Raw genomic sequence first — 22,065 nt, forward strand, 5'->3', positions numbered from 1 at the left:
ACCGCGGGTGCCCCGTGTCAGGAATGCGAGAGTCAGGCCGTCTCGGTGATGGGACGGTCGACCCAGCTCATGAGGTCGCGCAGCTTCTTGCCGGTGACCTCGATGGGGTGCTCGGCGTTCTGCTTGCGCAGGCCCTCGAGCTCGGTGTTGCCGTTCTCGACGTTGGCCACGAGGCGCTTGGTGAACTCGCCCGACTGGATGTCGGCCAGGATCGCCTTCATGCGCTCCTTGGTGCCGGCGTCGATGACGCGCGGCCCGGAGAGGTAGCCACCGAACTCCGCGGTGTCGGACACCGAGTAGTTCATGCGCGCGATGCCGCCCTCGTACATGAGGTCGACGATGAGCTTGAGCTCGTGCAGCACCTCGAAGTACGCCATCTCGGGCGCGTAGCCGGCCTCGACCATGACCTCGAAGCCGGTCTTCACCAGCTCCTCGGTACCGCCGCACAGCACGGCCTGCTCACCGAAGAGGTCGGTCTCGGTCTCTTCCTTGAACGTGGTCTTGATGACTCCGGCACGCGTGCCGCCGATGCCGCGGGCGTAGGACAGCGCGAGAGCCTGGCCCTCACCCTTCGGATCCTGGTCGACGGCGATGAGGGCGGGAACACCCTTGCCGTCGACGAACTGACGGCGCACGAGGTGGCCGGGTCCCTTGGGGGCGACCATGCCGACGGTGATGTTGGCCGGGGCCTCGATGAGCTTGAAGTGGATGTTCAGGCCGTGGCCGAAGAACAGCGCGTCGCCGTCCTTGAGGTTGGGCTCGATGTCGTCCTTGAAGATCTGCGCCTGGGCGGTGTCCGGAGCGAGCAGCATGATGACGTCGGCCCACTCGGAGACCTCCGCCGGCGTGCCCACGCCAAGGCCCTGCTCGGCAGCCTTGTCACGCGACTTGGAGCCTTCCTTCAGACCGATACGGACGTCGACGCCCGAGTCGCGCAGGCTGAGCGAGTGCGCATGGCCCTGGCTTCCGTATCCGATCACAGCGACCTTGCGGCCCTGGATGATCGAGAGATCGGCATCGTCGTCGTAGAACATCTCGACTGCCACTGTGGTTTCCTCCTACATCTGTCCCGGTCGCATGTGACCGGGTAATCGAAACTACTGGGTTGGGTGACTAGCGGGACGCGGTGATGGACTTCGGTCCACGACCCACCGCGACGACGCCGGACTGGACGATCTCGCGAACACCGTACGGGTCGAGCATCCGGAGCAACGCCTCGAGCTTCGAGCGGGTACCGGTCGCCTCGACGGTGACTGCCTCCGGCGAGACGTCGATGACCTTGGCGCGGAACAGGTTCACCGTCTCTATGACCTCGCTCCGCACGCTCGCGTCGGCGCGGACCTTGATGAGCACGAGCTCACGGGCGACCGACGAATCGGCTTCCTGCTCGACGATCTTGATGACGTTGACGAGCTTGTTCAGCTGCTTCGTCACCTGCTCGAGCGGGAACTCGTCGACCGTGACGACGATGGTCATGCGCGAGATCTCGGGAACCTCGGTGCCGCCCACCGCGAGGGAGGCGATGTTGAATCCGCGGCGCGAGAACAGCGACGCCACGCGTGCGAGCACGCCCGGCTTGTCCTCGACGAGCACGCTCAGGGTGTGACTGGTGCTCACAGGTCGATGCCTTTCGAATTCGCGCCCTGGGCCGCCTCGGTGACGTCGCCGACCGAGCCGGGCTCCTGCGCCGCTTCCTCGTCGTTGTCGAACAGAGGACGGATGCCGCGGGCGGCCATGATCTCGGAGTTGCCGGTGCCCGCAGCGACCATCGGCCACACCTGGGCGTCCTTGCCGACGATGAAGTCGATGACGACCGGGCGATCGTTGATCGCACGCGCCTGCGCGATCACCGCGTCGACGTCCTCCTCACGCTCGCACCGCAGTCCGACGCATCCCAGCGCCTCGGCGAGCTTGAGGAAGTCGGGGATGCGGACGGCGCCGTGCGTGCCGAGCTCGGTGTTGGAGTAGCGCTCCTCGTAGAAGAGCGTCTGCCACTGCCGCACCATGCCGAGGTTGCCGTTGTTGATGACGGCGACCTTGATCGGGATGCCCTCGACCGCACAGGTCGCGAGCTCCTGATTGGTCATCTGGAAGCAGCCGTCACCGTCGATGGCCCAGACCTCGGTGTCGGGCAGACCCATCTTGGCGCCCATCGCGGCCGGGACCGCGTAGCCCATCGTGCCGAGTCCACCCGAGTTGAGCCACGTCCGCGGCTTCTCGTAACTGATGAACTGAGCGGCCCACATCTGGTGCTGTCCGACCCCGGCGCAGTAGATCGCGTCGGGTCCGGCGAACTTGCCGATCGACTGAATCACGAACTCAGGCGACATCGCACCGTCCGACGGACGGTCGTAGCTCAGCGGGTAGGTGCGCCGCACGTTGTCGAGGTAGGTCCACCAGTCGGCGAGATCCAGCGCGGTGCCGGTGGCCTGGTCCGCGCGGATCGCCTCGATCAGCTCGACGATGACCTCGCGGCAGTCACCCACGATCGGCACGTCGGCGAACCGGTTCTTGCCGATCTCGGCGGGATCGATGTCGGCGTGGACCACCTTCGCCTCGGGGGCGAACGAGTCGAGCTGCCCGGTCACGCGGTCGTCGAAACGAGCACCGAGCGTGATGAGCAGATCGCTCTTCTGCAGTGCGGCGACCGCGGCGACCGTTCCGTGCATGCCGGGCATGCCGAGGTTCAGGTCGTGGCTGTCCGGGAAGACGCCCCGCGCCATCAGTGTCGTCACGACGGGGATGCCGGTGAGCTCCGCCAGCTCGAGGAGCTCGGGCGACGAGTTCGACTTGATGATGCCGCCGCCGCAGTACAGCACCGGCTTCTTCGCTGCCGCGATGAGCCGCGCGGCCTCACGCACCTGCTTGCCGTGCGGCTTCGTCACCGGGCGGTAGCCCGGCAGCTTCATCTCCGGCGGCCACGAGAAGGTGGTCTGCGCCTGCAGGACGTCCTTCGGGATGTCGACGAGCACCGCGCCCGGTCGTCCGGAGGACGCCAGGTAGAAGGCCTCGGCGATCATGCGCGGGATGTCGAGCGGGTCGGTGATGAGGAAGTTGTGCTTGGTGACGGGCATCGTGATGCCCGAGATGTCGGCTTCCTGGAAGGCGTCGGTACCGATCAGCGCGCGGCCGACCTGTCCGGTGATGGCGACGACCGGGACGGAGTCCATCTGCGCATCGGCCAGCGGCGTCACCAGGTTGGTGGCGCCGGGACCGGACGTCGCGATGCACACGCCGACGCGGCCGGTGGCCTGCGCGTAGCCGGTGGCGGCGTGGCCGGCACCCTGCTCGTGTCGCACCAGCACGTGCCGGACCTTCGCCGAGTCGAGCAGCGGATCGTAGACGGGAAGTACGGCACCACCGGGAATGCCGAAGACGACGTCGACCTCGAGCTCCTCGAGTGCGCGGACGACGGACTTCGCTCCGGTCACGCGCTCGGGCGCGAGGGGACGACGCTGCGGCGTCGCGGACGGAGTGGGACGATCGGCGGCGGGCGGAGCCTTGCGTGGTGCCGGGCCGGGCCGGGCGGTGGGTGCGCTCACTGGTGCTTCCTTAGAACTTCATCCGGGCAAGAAAAAACCCTCGCCAGCAGATGCTGTACGAGGGTGGCGCGTCGTGGCTGAGCGTGAAGACGTTTCGGCTCAGGCGACGACGCGCCTGCCGATTACGAGGAACTCTTCACGCTTCACGCGTGTGACGTTAGGCGCGTGATGCGGTGCCAGTCAAACTTACCGAACTCGTTGTCCCATTATGTGGGATGGCGTTATGCAGTGCGAAGATGGAGGGGTGTCGTCTTCGCAGCAGTCCGAACCACCGGTGACAGTCTCCCATACCGAGAGCCCCACTTCCGACGCCTCCCCCGCGGCCCCCACGGTGTTCCGCATCCCGGCCCTGGCGCTGTCCGGCGTGGCGCTGTTCCTGTTCGGGGTCACGTTCCCCGTGGTCGGGGCGCCGGAGCTCTTCGGGTGGATGCTCGCGCTCCCGGTCCTGCTGGGGTACTGGATCATCCGCGTCCGGACCACCGTCACTCCGGAGCGGTTCGTCTCGCGCCGGGCGTTCCGTTCCACCACGGTGCCGTGGTCGTCCGTGACGGGACTGCTGTTCCCGAAGCTCGGGTGGGGCAAGGCGACCCTCGAGGACGGCTCGACCGTCCGGATGCCGGGCGTGACCGTCGACAAGCTCCCGCTTCTGTCCGCGGCGAGCGGCGGCGCGGTGCCGGATCCGTCGCCGGTCGAGGAGCCCGCTCAGGACGAACCGGTCGAGGCCGAGTCCGCCGTCGAGCAGCACGAGGCCGAACCGCGGGCCTGAACGACCACAACTCGGCCGGATCGACGGAATCCCGTCGATCCGGCCGAGTTGTGGACGGTGACGCACGGATCAGGCGAAGGGGTCGGCGCCGTTCAGGAAGATCCACAGCGCTGCAGCACCGCCGATGCCGATGGCCAACGCGAGGAACGACCCGATGAAGGGGCGGCGCGCCCATCCACGTCCGCCGTCCACGGCGATCCGTCCGGGGCCCGTGAGGATGATGGACGCCGACGCCAGCACCAGCAGCGTCTCGTACTCGACACCTGCAGGGGCGAAGAACTGCAACCCCGGCTCGCCGACCTGACGCACGAGCCAGGCGTTGATCATGACGGCGAGGACTGCGGCACCCGCGAGAGGCGTGGCCAGGCCGAGGATCAGCAGCGCACCGCCGGCGACCTCGCCGACCGCACCGAGAATGGACAGCAGACGTGCCTGGTCGTAGCCGGACCCGGCGACGATCTCCTGGAAGCCCGAGAGCCCGGGACCGTCGAACCATCCCGTGAGCTTCTGCAGACCGTGCACAAGCACGATCGCGCCGACGCTCACGCGCAGGATCAGCAGTCCGAGATCGAGCGTGCCGCGACGCTCCGGGACCACCTCGGGCCGCACCTCGGCCGGGGTCGCCGTGCGGTCGGTTCCTGCCACCGGGATCGCGCGCGTCGCGCTGTCGTCGTAGGCCGGTTCGGTGCGACTCGCCGTCGTCGTGTCACCGGGGTAGCCGGTGAGCTTCTCGGTGGGATGCGCGGTACGCGACCGGTCGGCGTCGAGTTCGTCGTCGGTGCGCGGGAGCTGTGCTCCGCTGCCCCCGCCTATCCGCTCGGTCGGCTGGTCGTAGGGACTCGCCGCCGGCTCGTAACCGGACGGGGAACGGCCTGTGTCATCGGACTTCTCACTCACGTGCATCAGCGTAGATGCGGCGGGCCCGTTCCCGGCGCAGGCGCGACCCGTACCGTGGGATCTCATGACAGTGGGTGGGACTCGGCGCGCGGCCCGGCGATCGTTCGTGCTCGGCGCGGCGGTGATGGCGATCGTCACGGCCTCCGCGGGATGCGCACGCTTCGACGACTCCGCCTCGACGGAGTTCTCACCCGAACCCACGTTCGGCGCTGCCGACATCGAACCGGTGGAGCCGGGAGCGCCGGGTTCCAGCACGCCGCCCGCGCCGTCGCCGGCCACCGGCCCCTGCGTGGATCCGGATCCCAACGTGGTCGCGACCTGTCTCGACACCCTGTCCGGCCTCGTCGTCCTTCCCGGCGGGGCATCGGCCCTGGTCGGCGAGCGTCGCACCGGCACCATCTTCCAGGTGGCTCCGGGCCAGGCGCCCCGACCCGTCGTGACCGTCCCGGTGGACGGCGACGGCGACGGCGGACTGCTCGACATCACGCTGTCCCCCACCTACGACGAGGACCGCCTCCTCTACGCGTACATCACGACGGCGACCGACAACCGCGTGGTGCGCATCGCGGCGGGAGACGTCCCGAAGACCGTGCTCGCCGGCATCCCCCGCGGGACCACCAGCTCGGGTGCCCTCGATTTCTCGTCACCCGACGAACTCCGGGTGATCACCGGCGACGGGGGCGATCCCGCCGCTGCGGCGAACCCGGCGTCGCTTGCAGGCAAGGTTCTGGCCGTCACCGACCCGCGTGTCGACTCCACCTCGGCTCCCCGCGTCGTCATGAGCGGCATCGGCCGCGCCGGCGACGTCTGCATCGACGCCACGGGCAGCACCTGGGTGACCGATGCGACGGCCACCGAGGACCGGCTGTCCCGCATCACGCCCGAGGGTGCCGTCGTCAGTCCCGTGTGGACGTGGCCGGACAAGCCGGGCGTCGGCGGATGCGCGGCCGCACCCGGCTCGGTGGCCGTGTCGATGTCCGGTGCCCGTGCGCTGGCACTGGTTCCCGTGGACCCGGACACCAACGCGGTGACGACGCCGCCGACCCTCACCGCACAGGACCGGTACGGCCGCCTGCGTGGTGCGTCGCTCGGCGCTCAGGGCCAGGTGTGGGTGACCACCGTGAACAAGGACGGCGGCCAGCCGGTGCCGACGGACGACCGAGTGGTCATCGTGCCGGTGCCGGCCGGCGGCGGCGGGAGCGACTAGCGGGAAGGCCGGAGGTCGTTCTAGCTGCAGGCGGCGATGACGAGTTCCTTGACTCGCGCGGGGTCGGCCTGGCCCTTGGTCGCTTTCATGACGGCACCGACGATGGCCCCGGCGGCCTGCACCTTGCCGCCGCGGATCTTCTCCGCGACGGAGGGGTTGGCCGCGAGCGCCTCGGACACAGCCGTCTCGAGCGCCGAATCGTCTTGCACGACAGCGAGTCCGCGTGCCTCGACGACGGCGTCGGGGTCACCCTCACCATCGAGGACACCGTCGACCACCTTGCGGGCGTTGGCGTTGGTGAGTGTGCGGTCGGCGACCAGCGCGGCGACGCGGGCCACCTGGGCCGGGGTGATCGCCAGGTCCGCGAGTTCGACGCCGCGGGTGTTGGCCTGCTGCGACAGGTACGCCACCCACCAGCTGCGGGCGGCGTCGGGTGTCGCACCGGCGTCGACGGTCGCGGTGATGAGGCCGAGCGCATCGGCGTTGACGACGTCGCGCATGACGAGATCGGACCAGCCCCACTCCTTCTGGATGCGAGAGCGGGTGATCCACGGCGCCTCGGGAATGGTGGCGCGCAGTTCCTCGACCCAGGCGGCGTCCGGGGCGACCGGCTCGAGATCGGGCTCCGGGAAGTAGCGGTAGTCCTCCGCGGTCTCTTTCTTGCGACCGGGCGCCGTGCTGCCGTCGGCCTCCTGGAAGTGCCGCGTCTCCTGCACGATCTCGCCGCCGTCCGCGAGAACTGCTGCCTGACGGCGCATCTCGTAGCGGACGGCGACCTCGACGCTCTTGAGGGAGTTGACGTTCTTGGTCTCGGTCCGGGTGCCGAACTCGGTGGCGCCCTTCTCCATCAGCGAGACGTTGGCATCGCACCGGAGCGAGCCCTGGTCCATCCGCACGTCGGACACGCCGAGCTCGCGGATCAGTTCCCGCAGCGCGGTGACGTAGGCGCGGGCCACCTCGGGCGCGCGGTCCCCGGCGCCCTCGATGGTCTTGGTGACGATCTCGACGAGAGGTACACCGGCCCGGTTGTAGTCCAGCAGTGAGTGACTCGCTCCGTCGATACGACCGGTGGCGCCGCCGACGTGCAACGACTTGCCGGTGTCCTCCTCCATGTGGGCGCGCTCGATGTCGACCCGCCACGTGGACCCGTCGTCGAGCACCACGTCGAGGTAACCCTCGGTGGCGATCGGCTCGTCGTACTGCGAGATCTGGTAGTTCTTCGGCTGGTCCGGGTAGAAGTAGTTCTTCCGCGCGAACCGACCCCACGGCGTGATGGAGCAGTTCAGCGCGAGGCCGATCCGGATGGCGGACTCGACGGCAGCCGCGTTGACCACCGGCAGCGCACCCGGCAGGCCGAGGCACACCGGGCACACCTGGGTGTTGGGCTCGGCACCGAACTCGGTGGGGCACCCACAGAACATCTTGGTGGCGGTACCGAGCTCGATGTGCACCTCCATGCCCAGCACAGGGTCGTACCGGGAGATCACCTCGTCGTAGTCCATCAGGCTCGTCGAGTGCGATGAGGTGGCAGCAGTCATGGTGCCGAGTTTACTGCGGACCGGTGGGCCGAACCCCCTCGGTGTCAGCCGAAGAAGGCGGCCGCGTCCAGGTAGCGACTCTCGGGAACCCGCTTGAGCTGGCGGACGGCCTCCTCGAGGTCCACCAGGCCGATCTCGGCGCCCTGGAGGGAGACCATCTTGCCCTTCTCCCCCGCGTGCACGGCGTCGACGGCGTTGACGCCGAAACGGGTGGCGAGGACGCGGTCGTACGGAGTGGGCTTGCCGCCGCGCTGCACGTGGCCCAACACCGTGGTGCGGACCTCCTTGTTGATGCGGCGTTCGATCTCGACGCCCAATTGCTGTGCGACACCGGTGAACCGGACGTGGCCGAACTCGTCGATTCCTCCGTCGCGAATCTCCATCGACCCCTCCTTGGGCGTCGCTCCCTCGGCGACGACGCAGATGAAGTGGGAGTCCCCGCGCTGGAACCGCTTCTTCACCAGATCGCACACCTCCTGGACGTCGAAGGGCTGCTCGGGGATCAGTGTCATGTGCGCACCGGACGCGAGGCCGGAGTGCAGCGCGATCCAGCCGGCGTGCCGTCCCATCACCTCGACGAGCATGACGCGCTGGTGGGACTCGGCGGTGCTGTGCAGCCGATCGATCGCGTCGGTGGCGATGGTGAGTGCCGTGTCGAAACCGAACGTGACGTCGGTGCAGTCGATGTCGTTGTCGATGGTCTTGGGAACCCCGATGACCGGCACGCCCTCCTGCGACAGCCAGTGTCCGGCGGTCAACGTGCCCTCGCCGCCGATGGGGATGAGCACGTCGATGCCGTTGTCGTCCATCGTCTGCTTGATCTGGTCGAGCCCCGCCCGCAGCTTCTCGGGATTGACGCGTGCGGTCCCCAGGATGGTGCCGCCCTTGGTGAGCAGTCGATCGTTGCGATCGTCGTTGCGCAGTTGGATACGACGGTCCTCGAGCAGGCCGCGCCAGCCGTCGAGGAATCCGACCACCGACGACCCGTAGCGGGCGTCCGCCGTGCGTACGACGGCCCTGATGACCGCGTTGAGTCCCGGGCAGTCGCCGCCGCCGGTCAGTACTCCGATACGCATGGGTCGGTGCCTCTCGTTCGCGGGTGTCGACGCGGGGTCGCCGCGCACGATGCTCGTCACCATCTTGCTACCTCCGGCGCGCGGAGGCACGGTCGGATCAGATCGCGGACGGCTGGGGAAACTCTCCCCGTGCGGCTTCGTACGCCGCACCGACCCGGTAGAGGCGATCGTCCGCCATCGCCGGAGCCATGATCTGCAGCCCGACCGGGAGACCGTCCGCGAGACCGGACGGCACCGACATGGCCGGGTGACCGGCCAGGTTGGTCGGCAGGGTGCAGAGGTCGTACAGGTACATGGCAATGGGGTCGTCGACTTTCTCGCCCAGCGCGAACGCCGTCGACGGGGTGGTGGGCGACACCAGGACGTCCACCTTCTCGTAGGCACGATCGAAGTCCCGGGCGATGAGCGTCCGGATCTTCAGAGCCTGGCCGTAGTACGCGTCGTAGTAGCCTGCCGACAGCGCGTACGTCCCGATCATGATGCGGCGCTTGACCTCCGGGCCGAACCCGGCGGCACGCGACATCGCCATGACCTGATCGGCACTGTGCGTTCCGTCGTCACCGACCCGCAGTCCGTAGCGCATCGCGTCGAAGCGGGCGAGGTTGGACGACACCTCCGACGGGAGGATGAGGTAGTACGCGGCGAGGGCGTGATCGAAGTTGGGGCACGACACCTCCACCACCTCGGCGCCCAGCGAGGTGAGCACCTCGACGGCGGCGTCGAAGGAGGAGATGACCCCCGGCTGATAGGCGTCCGAGTGCAGTTCCTTGACGACGCCGACGCGCACGCCCGTCAGATCTCCACCCGCGCCGCGGCGCGCCGCCGCGACGACGTCCGGCACCGCCGCGTCGACCGACGTCGAGTCGCGGGGGTCGTGTCCGGCGATGACCTGGTGCAGCAACGCGGTGTCGAGCACCGTCCGCCCGCAGGGACCGCCCTGATCCAGGGAGGAGGCGCAGGCGATGAGCCCGTACCGGGAGACGCCGCCGTACGTCGGCTTGCACCCGACGGTTCCGGTGACGGCGGCCGGTTGCCGGATCGAGCCACCGGTGTCGGTACCGATGGCCAACGGTGCCTGGAACGAGGCGAGCGCCGCGGCCGAACCGCCGCCCGATCCACCCGGCACCCGAGTGGTGTCCCACGGGTTCAGGGTGGGTCCGTACGCGCTGTTCTCGGTGGACGACCCCATCGCGAACTCGTCCATGTTGGTCTTGCCCAGCAACGGGATTCCCGCGGCACGCAGCCTCGCGGTGACCGTGGCGTCGTACGGCGATACCCATCCCTCGAGGATCTTCGAGCCGGCGGTGGTGGGCATGTCCGTGGTGGTGAACACGTCCTTCAGCGCCAACGGGACGCCGGCCAACTCCGACGCGGGCGTCTCACCCGCGTCCAACGCGTCGTCGACGCGCTGGGCGGCGGCGATCGCCTCGTCCCCCGCGACGTGCAGGAAGGCGTGCAGCGTTCCGTCGACCTCGGCGATGCGATCGAGGTGGGCGCGAGTGACCTCCACGGCGGAGACCTCGCGGGTGCGGATCTTCGCGGCCAGGTCGGACGCGGTGGACCGGATCAGATCGGTCTGCTCGGCGGCGGTCATCACTCTTCTCCCAGGATGCGCGGCACCGCGAAGCGGCTCTGTTCGGACGCGGGCGCCTCGGCGAGGGCACTGTCCGGGCCGAGACCCGGGACGATGACGTCAGGCCGAGTGACGTTGGTCACAGCGAGCGGACTCGCGGTGGCGTCGACGTCCGAGACGTCGACCTCCGACACCGCCTTCACGTGGCCCAGAATGGCGTCGAGCTGACCGGCGAACGCATCGAGTTCGTGCTCCTCGAGCGCGAGCCGGGACAGTCGTGCGAGGTGGGCGACCTCGTCGCGGGATATGGCAGACACGTCCGTCAGGCCCCCTTCGATTCGTAACGCATGCCGAGCAGCCTAGTTCGTGGCGACCACCCCACCGTCACGGCCTCGCGTCGCGGCGAGGGACGGCGATCCCGGCCGTCCTCCACCTTCTCGTGGGCCGCGTGCGACTCGATGGAGACGGCGTCGAGTGCGAGGATGTCGGCGTGTCGTATCTCCTGCGGGTCCAGTTGCCCGACCGTCCGGGCAGTCTCGGGTCGCTCGCCGTCGCCCTGGGTTCGGTGGGGGCCGACATCCTGTCGCTCGACGTCATCGAACGCGGAGCCGGATTCGCGGTGGACGATCTGGTGGTGGACGTCGCGCCGGGCGCCCTCCCCGACACACTCATCACCGCGGCCGAGAAGCTCACCGACGTCCGCGTGGACTCCATCCGTCCCTACGCCGGCATCCTGGACACACACCGCGAGCTCGAGCTCATCGATCAGGTGGCCACGGCGCACGACGACCGTCTGCAGGTGCTCGTGGACGGTGCGCCGCGGGTCTTGCGCGTCGGATGGAGCACCGTGGTGGGCATGTCGGATCACGGTCCGGCCGTCATCGTCGGCAGCTCCGGGGCGCCCGAGTCGCGGGCCGACGACATGCCGTGGATGCCCCTCGAGAAGCCGGCAGTCCTCGACCCGACCGGAGCATGGGTTCCGCAGTCGTGGAAGGACATGGACACCACACTGGCCGCGGCGCCACTCGGATCGTCGGGCACCGTGCTGGTGCTCGGACGACCCGGCGGACCGGACTTCCGACCGTCAGAGATCGCCCGGCTCGGCTACCTGGCCGGCATCGTCGCCACCGTCCTCGGCTGAGTCCGCCCCGGCGACCAGCGCGCGGGCCGCGTCGGGCCCCTCGCCGAGCAGCGTGCGGAACCCGTCCTCGTCGAGCACCGGAACACCGAGTTCGAGCGCCTTGTCGTGCTTCGATCCGGGCGCGTCGCCGACGACCACGAACGCCGTCTTCTTCGACACCGACGAGGCCGCCTTGCCGCCGCGGGCCAGGATCGCCTCCTTCGCGTCGTCACGCGTGAACGTGGCGAGCGATCCGGTGACGACGATCGACAGACCGTCGAGCGTGCGCTCGATACTCTCGTCGCGTTCGTCCTCCATGCGCACGCCCGCCGCCGACCACTTCTCCACGATGGCACGGTGCCAGCCGACGTCGAACCACTCGACGACTGCGCGGGCGATGGTGGGGCCCACCCCGTCGGCGGCGGCCAGTTCCTCCTCCGTCGCCGCCCGAATGGCGTCGAGTGACCCGAAGCGGGCGGCGAGGGCGCGGGCGGCGGTCGGCCCGACATGGCGGATCGACAATCCGACGAGCACCCGCCACAGGGGCTGATCCTTGGCTCGCCCCAGGTTGTCCAGCAATCGCCGACCGTTCGCGGACAGCGCTCCCGCCTTGGTACGGAAGAGATCCGTCCGGGTGAGCTGGTCCTCGGTGAGATCGAACAGATCGCCCTCGTCCTCGATCACGTGTGCGGACAACAGCGCCGTCGCGGCCTCGTACCCCAGCACCTCGATGTCGAACGCGCCACGGCCCGCGACGTGGAAGACCCGTTCCCGCAACTGCGCCGGGCACGAACGCGAATTGGGACAGCGGATGTCGGCGTCGCCCTCCTTGGCCGGTGCGAGCTCGGTTCCGCACTCGGGGCAGTGCGTCGGCATGACGAACTCCCGCTCGTCCCCGGTGCGCGCGTCGACCACCGGACCGAGCACCTCCGGGATCACCTCGCCCGCCTTGCGGATGACCACGGTGTCTCCGATCAGCACGCCCTTGCGCACGACCTCGGACGCGTTGTGCAACGTCGCGAGGGACACCGTCGACCCCGCCACGAGCACCGGCTCCATGAACGCGAACGGCGTCACTCGCCCGGTGCGACCGACGTTGACCCGGATGTCGAGCAACGTCGTGGTGGCCTCCTCCGGCGGATACTTGAAGGCGATGGCCCAGCGGGGTGCGCGTGACGTGGATCCGAGTCGGCGGTGCAACGCCATCTCGTCGACCTTCACCACGAGGCCGTCGATCTCGTGCTCGACCGAGTGCCGATTCTCGCCCCAGTACTCCATGCGTTCGACCACCGCGTCGACGCCCTGCACCAGTGCGGTGTGAGTCGAGACCGGCAGACCCCAGGCGGCGAGCGCGTCGTACGCGACGGACTGGGCGGCGGGGGCGAAGCCCTCCATCCGGCCGAACCCGTGACAGATCATGCCGAGCCGCCGCCGCGAGGTGACCGCGGGGTTCTTCTGCCGCAGCGACCCCGCGGCGGAGTTGCGCGGGTTGGCGAACGGCGGCTTGCCCTGCTCGACGAGAGAGGCGTTGAGCGCCTGGAAGTCCTCGAGCCGGAAGAACACCTCGCCCCGCACCTCGAGCAGCGTCGGGACCGGGAACTCGTCCGACGGGGTGAGCACCTCGGGGATGTCGTCGATGGTGCGCGCGTTGAGCGTCACGTCCTCCCCGGTGCGTCCGTCACCGCGGGTGGCGGCGCGCACCAGTCGGCCGTTCTCGTACACCAGATTGAGCGCGACACCGTCGATCTTGACCTCGCAGAGGTAGTGCAGGTTCTCCCCCGCCTCCACCTCGACCCTGCGCGCCCAGGCACGCAGCTCGTCCGCGTCGAACACGTTGTCCAGGGACAACATTCGCTCGAGGTGGTCGACAGCCGTGAAGTCCGTCTCGAAGCCGCCACCGACGAGCTGCGTCGGCGAGTCGGGCGTCCGGAGATCCGGATGCTCCTCCTCCATCGCCTGCAGGCGCTTCAGCAACTCGTCGAACTGCCCGTCCGAGATGATCGGCGCGTCCCGCACGTAGTACCGGAACTGGTGACCGCGGACCTCCTCGGCCAGCGCGTCCCACTCCTGCTTCTGCTCGGGTGAGGCCGGGACCAGGTCCGGCGGTGTCTCGATCTCGTCCACGATCGCAGACTATCGGAGCGCTCCGACACCGTTCCCGGTGACGAAGGCCGGTGTCACAGCGCGTCGGGATCCTCGGTGAAAGCAGCGCGGACGTCGCGCAGCACCGTCAGAGCGTGCCGGGCCCACGGCAGGCTCGCGCCGGACAACCCACACGTGGGTGAGACGGCGACGCGCTCGGCGAGGTACCGCCTCGGGAAGCCCAACCGATCCATCAGTTCCACTGCGGGCGCCGCACTCTCGCGCCACGCCGGGTACTTATCCGGGTCGGTTCCCGGCACCACCCCCAGGACGGCGACACCGCCGCTCTCCAGGTAATCGCCGACCGCGTCGTACCGCGACGTGGGCAGCAGGGACAGATCGAACGAGACGCCGTGCACCCCGCTGCGTCCGAAGACCTCGAACGGGACGTCGGCGGAGCACGTGTGCACGATCACGGGTCGGTTCACCCGCTGCACCACCGAGCCCAGCAGGTCGGCCACCTCCGGCGCCGGCACCGCGGCGATCTGCTCGAGGCTCGTCACGCCCTGCAGGCGACCGGCCAGCACGGCCGCGATGCGAGGTTCGTCGAACTGGACGACCACCTCGGCGCCGAGCCGCCTCGCGACCTCGTCGGCGTGCGCGGCCACTCCCTCGGCCAACGACCCGGCGATGTCGCGCACCGCACCGCGGTCGGTCAAGGCGCGGTGACCGAACGCCAGCTCGATGTCCGCGGCCATCGTCAGCGGGCCCGCGGCCTGCACCTTGACGGCGCGGCCGGATCCGCGCAGCCCGGCCAGTTCCCACTGCTCCTCGAGAACGTCGAGGTCCTCCGTCAGGAAGTCGCGGGCCCGGCGGCTCGTCGTACTCGGCCGTCGGCTCACGCGGTATCCGCTGGTGGCCGCATCGATCTCGATGTCGACCAGCAGCACGCCGGTGCGTCCGATCATGTCGGCGCCGAGACCTCGCGCCGGGAGTTCCACGACGTGCGGCAGGTCGGGGAGCTCGCCGATCACCGTCGTGACGGCGTTCGCGATGTCCGTTCCCGGCCACGAGCCGACGCCCGTCGCCACGCCTGCCAGAGCGGCAGCAGGATCCGTCACGGGCAAGCGGACGCGGTGAGTGGCGACTCGGCGGAGGTTCCCGCGATGGTGCCGCTGCCGACCACGATGTCGCCTGCCGGGTCGGGGCGGTACAGCACGGCTGCCTGACCACGTGCGACTCCGGTGAGCGGGGACCGCAGACCGATGCGCAGGGTGTCGCCGACGACACGAGCGACGGCGTCCGCGAGTCCGCCGTGTGCCCGGACCTGGACGACGCAGTCCACGTCGCCCTCGGGCGCCGTGCCGGACGTCCAGACGGGTGTGCTCGCATCGATGCCGTACACGTCGAGGCGGCTCGCCGAGCCGACCCGAACGGTCCCGGTCTCGGGCTCGATGGAGGTGACGTACCGCGGCTTGCCGTCGGCGGCCGGTCCCTCGACGCCCAGGCCCTTGCGCTGGCCGACGGTGAACCCGTGCACACCGTCGTGCTCGGCGAGCACCGCGCCGGAGTCCGCGTCGACCACCGATCCGGGGCGCACGCCGATACGGGCGCCGAGGAACGCCCGGGTGTCGCCGGACGGGATGAAGCAGATGTCGTGACTGTCGGGCTTGTCCGCGACGGCGAGACCGCGGCGGGCGGCCTCGTCACGCACCTCCGCCTTCGGGGTGTCCCCGATCGGGAACAGGGCACGGGACAGCTGGCGCGCGGTGAGGACGCCCAGCACGTACGACTGGTCCTTGTCGGCATCGACCGCACGACGCAGCACGCCGTCCTCGAGCCGGGCGTAGTGGCCGGTGGCGACCGCGTCGAAACCGAGCGCCTCGGCCCGATCGGCGAGCGCCGCGAACTTGATCTTCTCGTTGCAGCGCAGGCACGGGTTCGGGGTCTCGCCTGCGGCGTAGGACGCGACGAAGTCGTCGATCACGTCCTCCTTGAACCGATCCGCGAAATCCCAGACGTAGAACGGGATCCCGAGCACGTCCGCGGCGCGGCGCGCGTCCCCGGCGTCCTCCTTGGAGCAGCACCCGCGCGACCCGGTGCGCAGAGCGCCGGGAGCGGTGGACAGCGCCAGGTGCACCCCGACCACCTCGTGGCCGGCATCGACGGCACGCGCCGCCGCCACGGCGGAATCGACGCCGCCGCTCATCGCTGCCAGAACTCTCATGTCACCACTCTTCTCGTCTCGACGTTCTCGTCATCTCGAACTGGACGCCATGCCGGCGGCCCGCGCACGTTCGACGACGCGCGGCAGGACCTCGAGCAGTGCGTCGACATCGGCGTCGGTGCTGGTGTGGCCCAAGGAGAACCGCAGTGATCCGCGGGCATCGGCCGCATCGACGCCCATCGCCAGCAGCACATGACTCGCCCGCGCGACACCCGCCGTGCACGCGGATCCCGTCGAACACTCGACACCGGAGGCGTCGAGCAACATCAACAGTGAATCGCCCTCGCATCCGGGGAACGTGACGTGCACGTTGCCGGGGAGTCTGTCCGCGCCGCGGGCACCGTTGACCGACGCGCCGGGCACCGCGTCGAGGACACCCTCGATGACACGCTCGCGCAACGCCACGAGCCGCGCCTCGGTGTCGGCCCGTCCGGCGACGGCGATTTCGAGGGCGGCCGCCATGCCCACGGCACCTGCCGTGTCGGGCGTCCCGGACCGGACGTCGCGTTCCTGACCGCCTCCGTGCAGCAGTGATTCGCAGGGCACCGAGCGTCCGAGCAGCAGCGCGCCGACGCCCTGGGGTCCGCCGAACTTGTGTGCCGCGATGGACAGCGCGGAGAGACCACTGGACGCGAAGTCGAGCTCACGGACACCGGCCACCTGGACCGCGTCGCTGTGCATGGGCACGTCGAACTCGGCCGCGATGGCAGCGAGTTCGCGGATCGCCATGATGGTGCCCACCTCGTTGTTCGCCCACATGATCGACACGACGGCGACCTCGTCGGCGTGCAGCTCGAGTTCTCGGCGCAGCGTCGACGGGAGGACGCGGCCGTCGGCCTCGACCGGCAACCAGGACACCGCGGCGCCCTCGTGACGTTCGAGCCACTCCACGGCATCGAGCACGGCGTGATGCTCGACCGAGCTGGTGATCACGCGGACGCGACGAGGATCACGCGTTCGGCGTGCCCAGAAGATACCCTTGACCGCCAGATTGTCGCTCTCGGTGCCGCCGGAGGTGAAGATGACCTCGGACGGACGAGCGCCCAGCGCCGCGGCGATGGACTCCCGCGACTCCTCGATGCGGCGGCGGGCCGTGCGCCCCGATCCGTGCAGGGACGACGCGTTTCCCACGGTCCGATGGATCTCCGTCATCGCCTCGATCGCCGCGGGGACCATCGGAGTGGTCGCGGCATGATCGAGGTACACCGGCGTTCCGGGCACACGTGGGGGCTGTGGCATGACGTGGTCCAGGATAACCGGTCGCGGACCCCGCCTCTCCCCCGCGCGAGCACGCCCGAACTGCCGTGCGTCAGCTCGCCCGCACGACGGTTCCGGCGTACTCACCGGGGCGGACCGGCTGGGCGAGCCGATCCCGGCGCGGCAGTCGCGTGCGGGTGACGCGCAGGGGCGGAACTGCCGTCTCGTCCTGGTGTCGGCGCACGGCCAACTCCGCGCTGCGCGCCAGCAGTCGACGATCGTCGATGGGCGCGATGTCCTCGCACACCCGCACGGCGGCACGGACGCCCTTCAGCCGCAGGATCCTCGACATCGACTCGCCGATGGTCTCGTCGCCCACGAAGGCGGTGGCCGTCGTCGGACGGTGGTCGACGTCGCGGTAAGTGACCGCGATCGGCCGCACCACCGCACCGGCGTCGATGGCCGCCTGGAACAGGGCGGGACGGAACGATCCGTAGGCGGTTCCGCACCAGGTGGTGCCCTCGGGGAAGACGACCACCGTGGCTCCCGATCGCAAGGCCTCGGTCACCTCGTCGACGGTGCCGGGCAGGGAGCGGAGTCGCTCACGGGCGATGGGGACGACCCGCACGATGCGTGCGAGCAGACCCAGGACGGGCCAGTCCACGAGGTCCGCGCGGGCGACGAAGCGGCACGGGAGACAGGCTGCCAGCACCAGGACGTCCGTCCAGGACACGTGATTGGCGACGACGAGCGTTCCGACGCCGGTGGGCTCGGCCGTGCGGTCGCCGTCCAGAGTCACCCGGACACCGAGCGCGCCGAGGAGTCCCCTGGCTCCGGCACGTGCGGCGGCGCGTCGACCGCCCGCCGGCAACACCCGGCCCGCCAGCAGGAGCGGGACCACGGCGAGCAGCACCGCCACCAGGACGCAGCGCACCACCACGCGTGCGGTGCCCACGGTCGCCGAGACCGCCGGATGGCACCCCGTCCCGCACGGGCTGGCGGGCATCCAGGCGTGTGTCGTCACGCGTGCGACTCCGCGGTCGCCGCGGCCGAGCGGAGCCGGTCGAGATAGCGGACGTTGGCGTCCTTCATGTGCAGGAGGGTGACGAAGTCCGCGACGCCGAAATCGGGATCGTGGGCCGGCTCCCCGCAGATCGAGGCGCCCATGCGCAGATAGCCGCGCATCAGGGCCGGCACCGAGGTGCGGGCGGGCGCCGTCATGTCGGCGAGGGCGACACCGTCGACGCGCACGGGGGTGCGGGGGTACGCGCGGACCTCGGAGCGGTGCCGCTTCTCGACGAGGTCGTACACGCCCTTGACGTGCGCGCCGTCCGGCTCCCCGTCGCCGAGTGCCATGGGGACCGACACACAGCCCATCACCCGGTCGTAGCCACCGAGGTCGATGTACCGGAGGATCCCGGACCACATCAGCGCCAGCACCGAGCCGGATCGATGGCCCTCCAGGACGCACGCACGACCCATCTCGACCGTCCGCAACTCGTGTGCACGCAGTTCGCTGATGTCGAACTCCGTCGCCGTGTAGTACCCGCCGGCGCGCTCCGCACCGTCCGGGGTGAGCATGCGGTAGCAGCCGACACGATCGCCGGTGCGGTTGTCGACGACGAGCAGGTGATCGCAGTGGTCGTCGAAGCGGTCGGCGTCGAGGCCGCCGTCGAAGGTGGTCGACTCGTACCCCGCTTCCGAGCCGAACACGGTGGCGCGCAACCGCTGCGCCGCGAGCACGTGTTCCGGGGTGGATCCGAGAACGAGTGAGTGGTGCTTGTCGGAGACGAGCACGTGCTCGTCGGCCGAGGACGGGGTGATGACGGTCGGTGCCGAGTCGCACACATCTGATGTCATGGCACATAGATCTATCGAGCCCACTCGACGGCACTCACAACACGACGTGACCGGAAGGTGCACGAACGACGAAAGCCCCGCTACCGACGAACGGTAGCGGGGCTCTCGGGTACTGCTGAGGGGATCAGCCCTTGCGCTTCTTCACTGCCTCGGCGAGCTGAGGCGTGACGTCGAAGAGGTCGCCCACGACGCCGAAGTCCGCGATCTCGAAGATCGGTGCTTCCTCGTCCTTGTTGACGGCGACGATCGTCTTGGACGTCTGCATGCCGGCGCGGTGCTGGATCGCACCGGAGATGCCGAGCGCGACGTACAGCTGGGGCGAGACGGTCTTGCCCGTCTGACCCACCTGGAACTGGCCCGGGTAGTAGCCCGAGTCGACGGCTGCACGCGACGCGCCGACGGCCGCACCGAGCGAGTCGGCCAGGTCCTCGACGACGGAGAACTTGTCCGCGCTGCCGACACCGCGACCACCGGAGACGACGACCGACGCCTCGGTGAGCTCGGGGCGGTCGCCGCCGGCGACGGGCTCACGCGAGGTGACCTTGACGACGGCCTCCTCCTGCGCGGGAACCTCGACGTCGACACGCTCACCGGCACCGGCCTGCGGCTCGGCGTCGATGGCACCCGGGCGGAGCGAGATGACCGGGACGTCGCCGTTGGTCTTCGCCTCGACGGTGAACGCGCCACCGAAGATGGAGTACGTGGCGGACTTGTCGGCGTTGATCGCCACGACGTCCTGGTGCAGTCCGGCACCGAGGCGAGCGGCGAGACGACCCGCCACCTCCTTGCCCTCGATGCCACCGGACGTGAGGATCGCGGCGGGCGAGACCGACTCGGCCAGGGACGACAGCACGTCGACCTTGGGCGTGACGAGGAAGCCGTCGACGTCGGCGGACTCCGCGACATAGATCTTCGCGGCGCCGGCCTCGGTGAGTGCGGCGGCGATCGCGTCGGTGGTGCCCGGCGCTCCCGTGACCACCGCGGACGGCTCACCCAGAACGCGGGCGGCCGTGATGAGCTCGCTGGTGACCTTCTTCAGTGCCCCGTCTGCGTGCTCGACGAGTACGAGTACCTCTGCCATGGTGTTTCTCCTGTACTGCAGTGAGACGAATGTGTGCTGGTGACGGGGATCTAGATGATCTTCTGCGCGACGAGGTACTCGGCGACCTTGGTTCCGCCGTCGCCCTCGTCGTTCACGCGCTCACCAGCGGTCTTCGGCGGCTTCGGGGTCACCGTGGTGACGGTGGTGCCGGCGTTCGCGACGCCCACGGTCTCCGGATCGACGCCGATGTCGGCGAGGGTGAGGACCTGCACCCTCTTCTTCTTGGCGGCCATGATGCCCTTGAAGGACGGGAAGCGCGGCTCGTTGATCTTCTCGGTGACGCTGACGATCGCGGGGAGATCCGCCTCGAGGCCGAAGATGCCCTCGTCGGTCTCGCGCTCGCCGCTGACCTTGCCGTCGGCGACGACCAGCTTGCGCATCTGGGTCAGCTGCGGGATGCCGAGGTACTCGGCGATGATGGCGGGGACCGCGCCGATGCGGCCGTCGGTCGCCTCGTTGCCGGCGATGACCAGATCTGCGGCCTCACCGTTCTCGAACTCCACCTGGCCGAGTGCGGCAGCGAGAGCCCACGCGGTCTGGATGGCGTCGGAACCGTGCATGGCCGGATCGTTGACGTGCACAGCACTGTCCGCGCCCATGGAGAGGGCCTTGCGGATGGCCTCGGTCGCGCGGTCGGGTCCTGCCGAGAGAACCTTGACCTCGCCGCCGTCGCGCTCCTTGATCAGGAGTGCCTCCTCCACGGCGCGCTCGTTGATCTCGTCGAGCACGGCATCGGCCGCGTCGCGGTCGAGCGTGTAGTCGCCGTCCGAGAGCTTGCGCTCGGACCACGTGTCGGGAACCTGCTTGATCAGTACGACGATGTTCGTCATGGGTCTTCGTCGACCTCCTGTGTCCTGTCTCGGTGAATCAGGTCTTGATCTCGTAGCGCGGGGCCCGAAACGTATTCGGAGTTCACGCTGCGCGCGGTGGGCCGAAGCCCCGGAACCGACGTGTCACGGACGTTACCCCATTCGTGGTTACTGATGGGTAACTTACTCCTGTCGCGCCGAGAAATCACCCCCCGGGGCCCCTCGGACCGCCGACCGGCGTCGCTCGACCGGGCAGGTGGGAACTACTGTCGCCCGGATGAACGACGCCGCGACCGACACGACAGTGTCGACCGAGACACCCCTCCCGCTCACCGGCGAGCGCACCGTGCCCGGCATCGCCGAGGAGAACTACTGGTTCCGTCGGCACGAGGTCGTGTACCGCCGTCTCGCACCGGCCTGCGCCGACCGAGTGGTGCTCGAGGCGGGCTCCGGCGAGGGCTACGGCGCCGACTTGATCGCGCGGACGGCGACACGGGTGATCGGTCTCGACTACGACCGCAGCGCCGCCGAACACGTCGCTCGCCGGTACCCGTCGGTCGCCATGACCCGAGGCAACCTCGCGATGCTGCCGCTGCGCGGCGAGAGCGTCGACGTCGTCGTCAACTTCCAGGTGATCGAACATCTGTGGGACCAGGCCGAGTTCCTGCGGGAGTGCCTCCGGGTTCTGGTTCCCGGCGGCGTCCTCCTCGTCAGCACTCCCAACCGCATCACGTTCTCCCCCGGCCGGGACACCCCGCTGAACCCCTTCCACACCCGCGAGCTCGCAGCTGCGGAACTACGGGAACTACTGTCCGACACGGGATTCGAGATCGACTCGATGACCGGAGTGCATCACGGCGAGCGACTGCGCGAACTCGACGCGACCCACGGCGGATCGTTCATCGACGCGCAGATCGACCGCGCGCTCGCCGGTGAGCCGTGGCCCGCGACCCTGGTCGCCGACGTCGCCGGCATCACCGTCGACGACTTCGACCTTCACGCCGAGGCGATCGACGAGAGCCTGGATCTCGTCGCGGTGGCCCGGAAACCGTCCAGCACGTGACGAGCG

The 22,065-nt window shown here is 69.5% G+C and carries 20 protein-coding genes; 4 read left to right on the forward strand and 16 right to left on the reverse strand.

Annotated features, from left to right (window positions below; genetic code table 11):
* Positions 1 to 32 precede the first annotated feature (32 nt).
* From ilvC to HQ308_RS03000, 3 genes are all read right to left on the reverse strand, one after another.
* Complete coding sequence (gene ilvC / locus HQ308_RS02990) at positions 33 to 1,034, reverse strand: ketol-acid reductoisomerase (RefSeq protein ID WP_027507014.1); 1,002 nt, start codon at positions 1,032 to 1,034, stop codon at positions 33 to 35.
* Between the two features lie 79 nt (positions 1,035 to 1,113).
* Complete coding sequence (ilvN, locus tag HQ308_RS02995; protein WP_027507015.1) at positions 1,114 to 1,617, reverse strand: acetolactate synthase small subunit; 504 nt, start codon at positions 1,615 to 1,617, stop codon at positions 1,114 to 1,116.
* Positions 1,614 to 3,542 (reverse strand): acetolactate synthase large subunit, encoded by a 1,929-nt coding sequence (locus tag HQ308_RS03000; RefSeq protein WP_051613648.1) that lies wholly within the window; start codon positions 3,540 to 3,542, stop codon positions 1,614 to 1,616. The genes ilvN and HQ308_RS03000 overlap by 4 nt, the downstream gene beginning before the upstream one ends.
* A 274-nt stretch (positions 3,543 to 3,816) precedes the next feature.
* Here HQ308_RS03000 and HQ308_RS03005 point away from each other — a divergent pair, with 274 nt between their 5' ends.
* On the forward strand, positions 3,817 to 4,308 hold the full coding sequence (locus HQ308_RS03005; protein ID WP_222645380.1) for a PH domain-containing protein: 492 nt from the start codon (positions 3,817 to 3,819) through the stop codon (positions 4,306 to 4,308).
* 69 nt (positions 4,309 to 4,377) lie between these two features.
* Here the strand turns inward: HQ308_RS03005 and HQ308_RS03010 are convergent, their stop codons facing one another.
* Positions 4,378 to 5,211, reverse strand: a complete 834-nt coding sequence (locus HQ308_RS03010; protein ID WP_197027855.1) for a DoxX family protein — start codon at positions 5,209 to 5,211, stop codon at positions 4,378 to 4,380.
* 58 nt (positions 5,212 to 5,269) lie between these two features.
* Here HQ308_RS03010 and HQ308_RS03015 point away from each other — a divergent pair, with 58 nt between their 5' ends.
* The gene (locus HQ308_RS03015; protein ID WP_027507017.1) at positions 5,270 to 6,412 is read left to right on the forward strand and encodes a PQQ-dependent sugar dehydrogenase; all 1,143 of its coding nucleotides are present in this window, start codon (positions 5,270 to 5,272) and stop codon (positions 6,410 to 6,412) included.
* 20 nt (positions 6,413 to 6,432) lie between these two features.
* On the opposite strand, the gene gatB is transcribed toward HQ308_RS03015, so the two are convergent.
* From gatB to gatC, 4 genes are all read right to left on the reverse strand, one after another.
* Positions 6,433 to 7,950: an Asp-tRNA(Asn)/Glu-tRNA(Gln) amidotransferase subunit GatB gene (gene gatB, locus HQ308_RS03020; protein ID WP_222645381.1), complete on the reverse strand. Its 1,518-nt coding sequence runs from the start codon at positions 7,948 to 7,950 to the stop codon at positions 6,433 to 6,435.
* 44 nt (positions 7,951 to 7,994) lie between these two features.
* A complete protein-coding gene (locus HQ308_RS03025) occupies positions 7,995 to 9,026 on the reverse strand; it encodes an ATP-dependent 6-phosphofructokinase (protein ID WP_027507019.1) in 1,032 nt (343 codons plus the stop codon).
* A gap of 97 nt (positions 9,027 to 9,123) precedes the next feature.
* Positions 9,124 to 10,620, reverse strand: coding sequence for an Asp-tRNA(Asn)/Glu-tRNA(Gln) amidotransferase subunit GatA (gatA, locus tag HQ308_RS03030; RefSeq protein WP_037187049.1), 1,497 nt, complete (start codon positions 10,618 to 10,620; stop codon positions 9,124 to 9,126).
* Positions 10,620 to 10,916, reverse strand: a complete 297-nt coding sequence (gatC, locus tag HQ308_RS03035; protein ID WP_027507021.1) for an Asp-tRNA(Asn)/Glu-tRNA(Gln) amidotransferase subunit GatC — start codon at positions 10,914 to 10,916, stop codon at positions 10,620 to 10,622. The genes gatA and gatC overlap by 1 nt, the downstream gene beginning before the upstream one ends.
* A gap of 173 nt (positions 10,917 to 11,089) precedes the next feature.
* Between gatC and HQ308_RS03040 the strand changes: the two genes are divergently transcribed.
* The gene (locus HQ308_RS03040) at positions 11,090 to 11,740 is read left to right on the forward strand and encodes an amino acid-binding protein (protein WP_027507022.1); all 651 of its coding nucleotides are present in this window, start codon (positions 11,090 to 11,092) and stop codon (positions 11,738 to 11,740) included.
* Here the strand turns inward: HQ308_RS03040 and ligA are convergent.
* The 8 genes from ligA to HQ308_RS03080 form a co-directional block, all read right to left on the reverse strand.
* Complete coding sequence (gene ligA, locus HQ308_RS03045) at positions 11,684 to 13,834, reverse strand: NAD-dependent DNA ligase LigA (protein WP_222645453.1); 2,151 nt, start codon at positions 13,832 to 13,834, stop codon at positions 11,684 to 11,686. The two genes, HQ308_RS03040 and ligA, sit on opposite strands and share 57 nt — an antisense overlap.
* 62 nt (positions 13,835 to 13,896) lie before the next feature.
* A complete protein-coding gene (locus HQ308_RS03050; RefSeq protein ID WP_222645382.1) occupies positions 13,897 to 14,922 on the reverse strand; it encodes a methionine synthase in 1,026 nt (341 codons plus the stop codon).
* Positions 14,919 to 16,028, reverse strand: a complete 1,110-nt coding sequence (gene mnmA, locus HQ308_RS03055) for a tRNA 2-thiouridine(34) synthase MnmA (protein WP_222645383.1) — start codon at positions 16,026 to 16,028, stop codon at positions 14,919 to 14,921. Before mnmA ends, HQ308_RS03050 begins: the two co-directional genes overlap by 4 nt.
* 30 nt (positions 16,029 to 16,058) lie before the next feature.
* Positions 16,059 to 17,267: a cysteine desulfurase family protein gene (locus HQ308_RS03060; RefSeq protein WP_222645384.1), complete on the reverse strand. Its 1,209-nt coding sequence runs from the start codon at positions 17,265 to 17,267 to the stop codon at positions 16,059 to 16,061.
* Between the two features lie 70 nt (positions 17,268 to 17,337).
* Positions 17,338 to 18,249: a lysophospholipid acyltransferase family protein gene (locus HQ308_RS03065; RefSeq protein WP_222645385.1), complete on the reverse strand. Its 912-nt coding sequence runs from the start codon at positions 18,247 to 18,249 to the stop codon at positions 17,338 to 17,340.
* Positions 18,246 to 19,085: a GNAT family N-acetyltransferase gene (locus tag HQ308_RS03070; RefSeq protein ID WP_056445480.1), complete on the reverse strand. Its 840-nt coding sequence runs from the start codon at positions 19,083 to 19,085 to the stop codon at positions 18,246 to 18,248. Before HQ308_RS03070 ends, HQ308_RS03065 begins: the two co-directional genes overlap by 4 nt.
* Before the next feature lie 124 nt (positions 19,086 to 19,209).
* Positions 19,210 to 20,166 carry an electron transfer flavoprotein subunit alpha/FixB family protein gene (locus HQ308_RS03075; RefSeq protein WP_027507028.1) on the reverse strand — a complete coding sequence of 319 codons (957 nt, stop codon included), beginning with the start codon at positions 20,164 to 20,166 and terminating at the stop codon, positions 19,210 to 19,212.
* Between the two features lie 50 nt (positions 20,167 to 20,216).
* Positions 20,217 to 21,017, reverse strand: coding sequence for an electron transfer flavoprotein subunit beta/FixA family protein (locus HQ308_RS03080; protein ID WP_222645386.1), 801 nt, complete (start codon positions 21,015 to 21,017; stop codon positions 20,217 to 20,219).
* A 256-nt stretch (positions 21,018 to 21,273) separates the two neighbouring features.
* Here HQ308_RS03080 and HQ308_RS03085 point away from each other — a divergent pair, with 256 nt between their 5' ends.
* Positions 21,274 to 22,059 carry a class I SAM-dependent methyltransferase gene (locus HQ308_RS03085; protein WP_222645387.1) on the forward strand — a complete coding sequence of 262 codons (786 nt, stop codon included), beginning with the start codon at positions 21,274 to 21,276 and terminating at the stop codon, positions 22,057 to 22,059.
* The last annotated feature ends 6 nt before the right edge of the window (positions 22,060 to 22,065 follow it).

The organism is Rhodococcus sp. BP-241 (assembly GCF_019836145.1).
Classification (GTDB): domain Bacteria; phylum Actinomycetota; class Actinomycetes; order Mycobacteriales; family Mycobacteriaceae; genus Rhodococcoides.

Bases quoted from the DNA above. Each gene is read 5' to 3' on its own strand.
- HQ308_RS03010 (WP_197027855.1), bottom strand. From the start codon at position 5,211: ATGCACGTGAGTGAGAAGTCCGATGACACAGGCCGTTCCCCGTCCGGT.
- gatB (WP_222645381.1), bottom strand. From the start codon at position 7,950: ATGACTGCTGCCACCTCATCGCACTCGACGAGCCTGATGGACTACGAC.
- HQ308_RS03085 (WP_222645387.1), top strand. From the start codon at position 21,274: ATGAACGACGCCGCGACCGACACGACAGTGTCGACCGAGACACCCCTC.
- HQ308_RS03080 (WP_222645386.1), bottom strand. From the start codon at position 21,017: ATGACGAACATCGTCGTACTGATCAAGCAGGTTCCCGACACGTGGTCC.
- HQ308_RS03015 (WP_027507017.1), top strand. From the start codon at position 5,270: ATGACAGTGGGTGGGACTCGGCGCGCGGCCCGGCGATCGTTCGTGCTC.
- HQ308_RS03075 (WP_027507028.1), bottom strand. From the start codon at position 20,166: ATGGCAGAGGTACTCGTACTCGTCGAGCACGCAGACGGGGCACTGAAG.
- HQ308_RS03060 (WP_222645384.1), bottom strand. From the start codon at position 17,267: ATGCCACAGCCCCCACGTGTGCCCGGAACGCCGGTGTACCTCGATCAT.
- ilvC (WP_027507014.1), bottom strand. From the start codon at position 1,034: ATGTTCTACGACGACGATGCCGATCTCTCGATCATCCAGGGCCGCAAG.
- mnmA (WP_222645383.1), bottom strand. From the start codon at position 16,028: ATGAGAGTTCTGGCAGCGATGAGCGGCGGCGTCGATTCCGCCGTGGCG.
- HQ308_RS03025 (WP_027507019.1), bottom strand. From the start codon at position 9,026: ATGCGTATCGGAGTACTGACCGGCGGCGGCGACTGCCCGGGACTCAAC.
- HQ308_RS03070 (WP_056445480.1), bottom strand. From the start codon at position 19,085: ATGACATCAGATGTGTGCGACTCGGCACCGACCGTCATCACCCCGTCC.
- gatA (WP_037187049.1), bottom strand. From the start codon at position 10,620: ATGACCGCCGCCGAGCAGACCGATCTGATCCGGTCCACCGCGTCCGAC.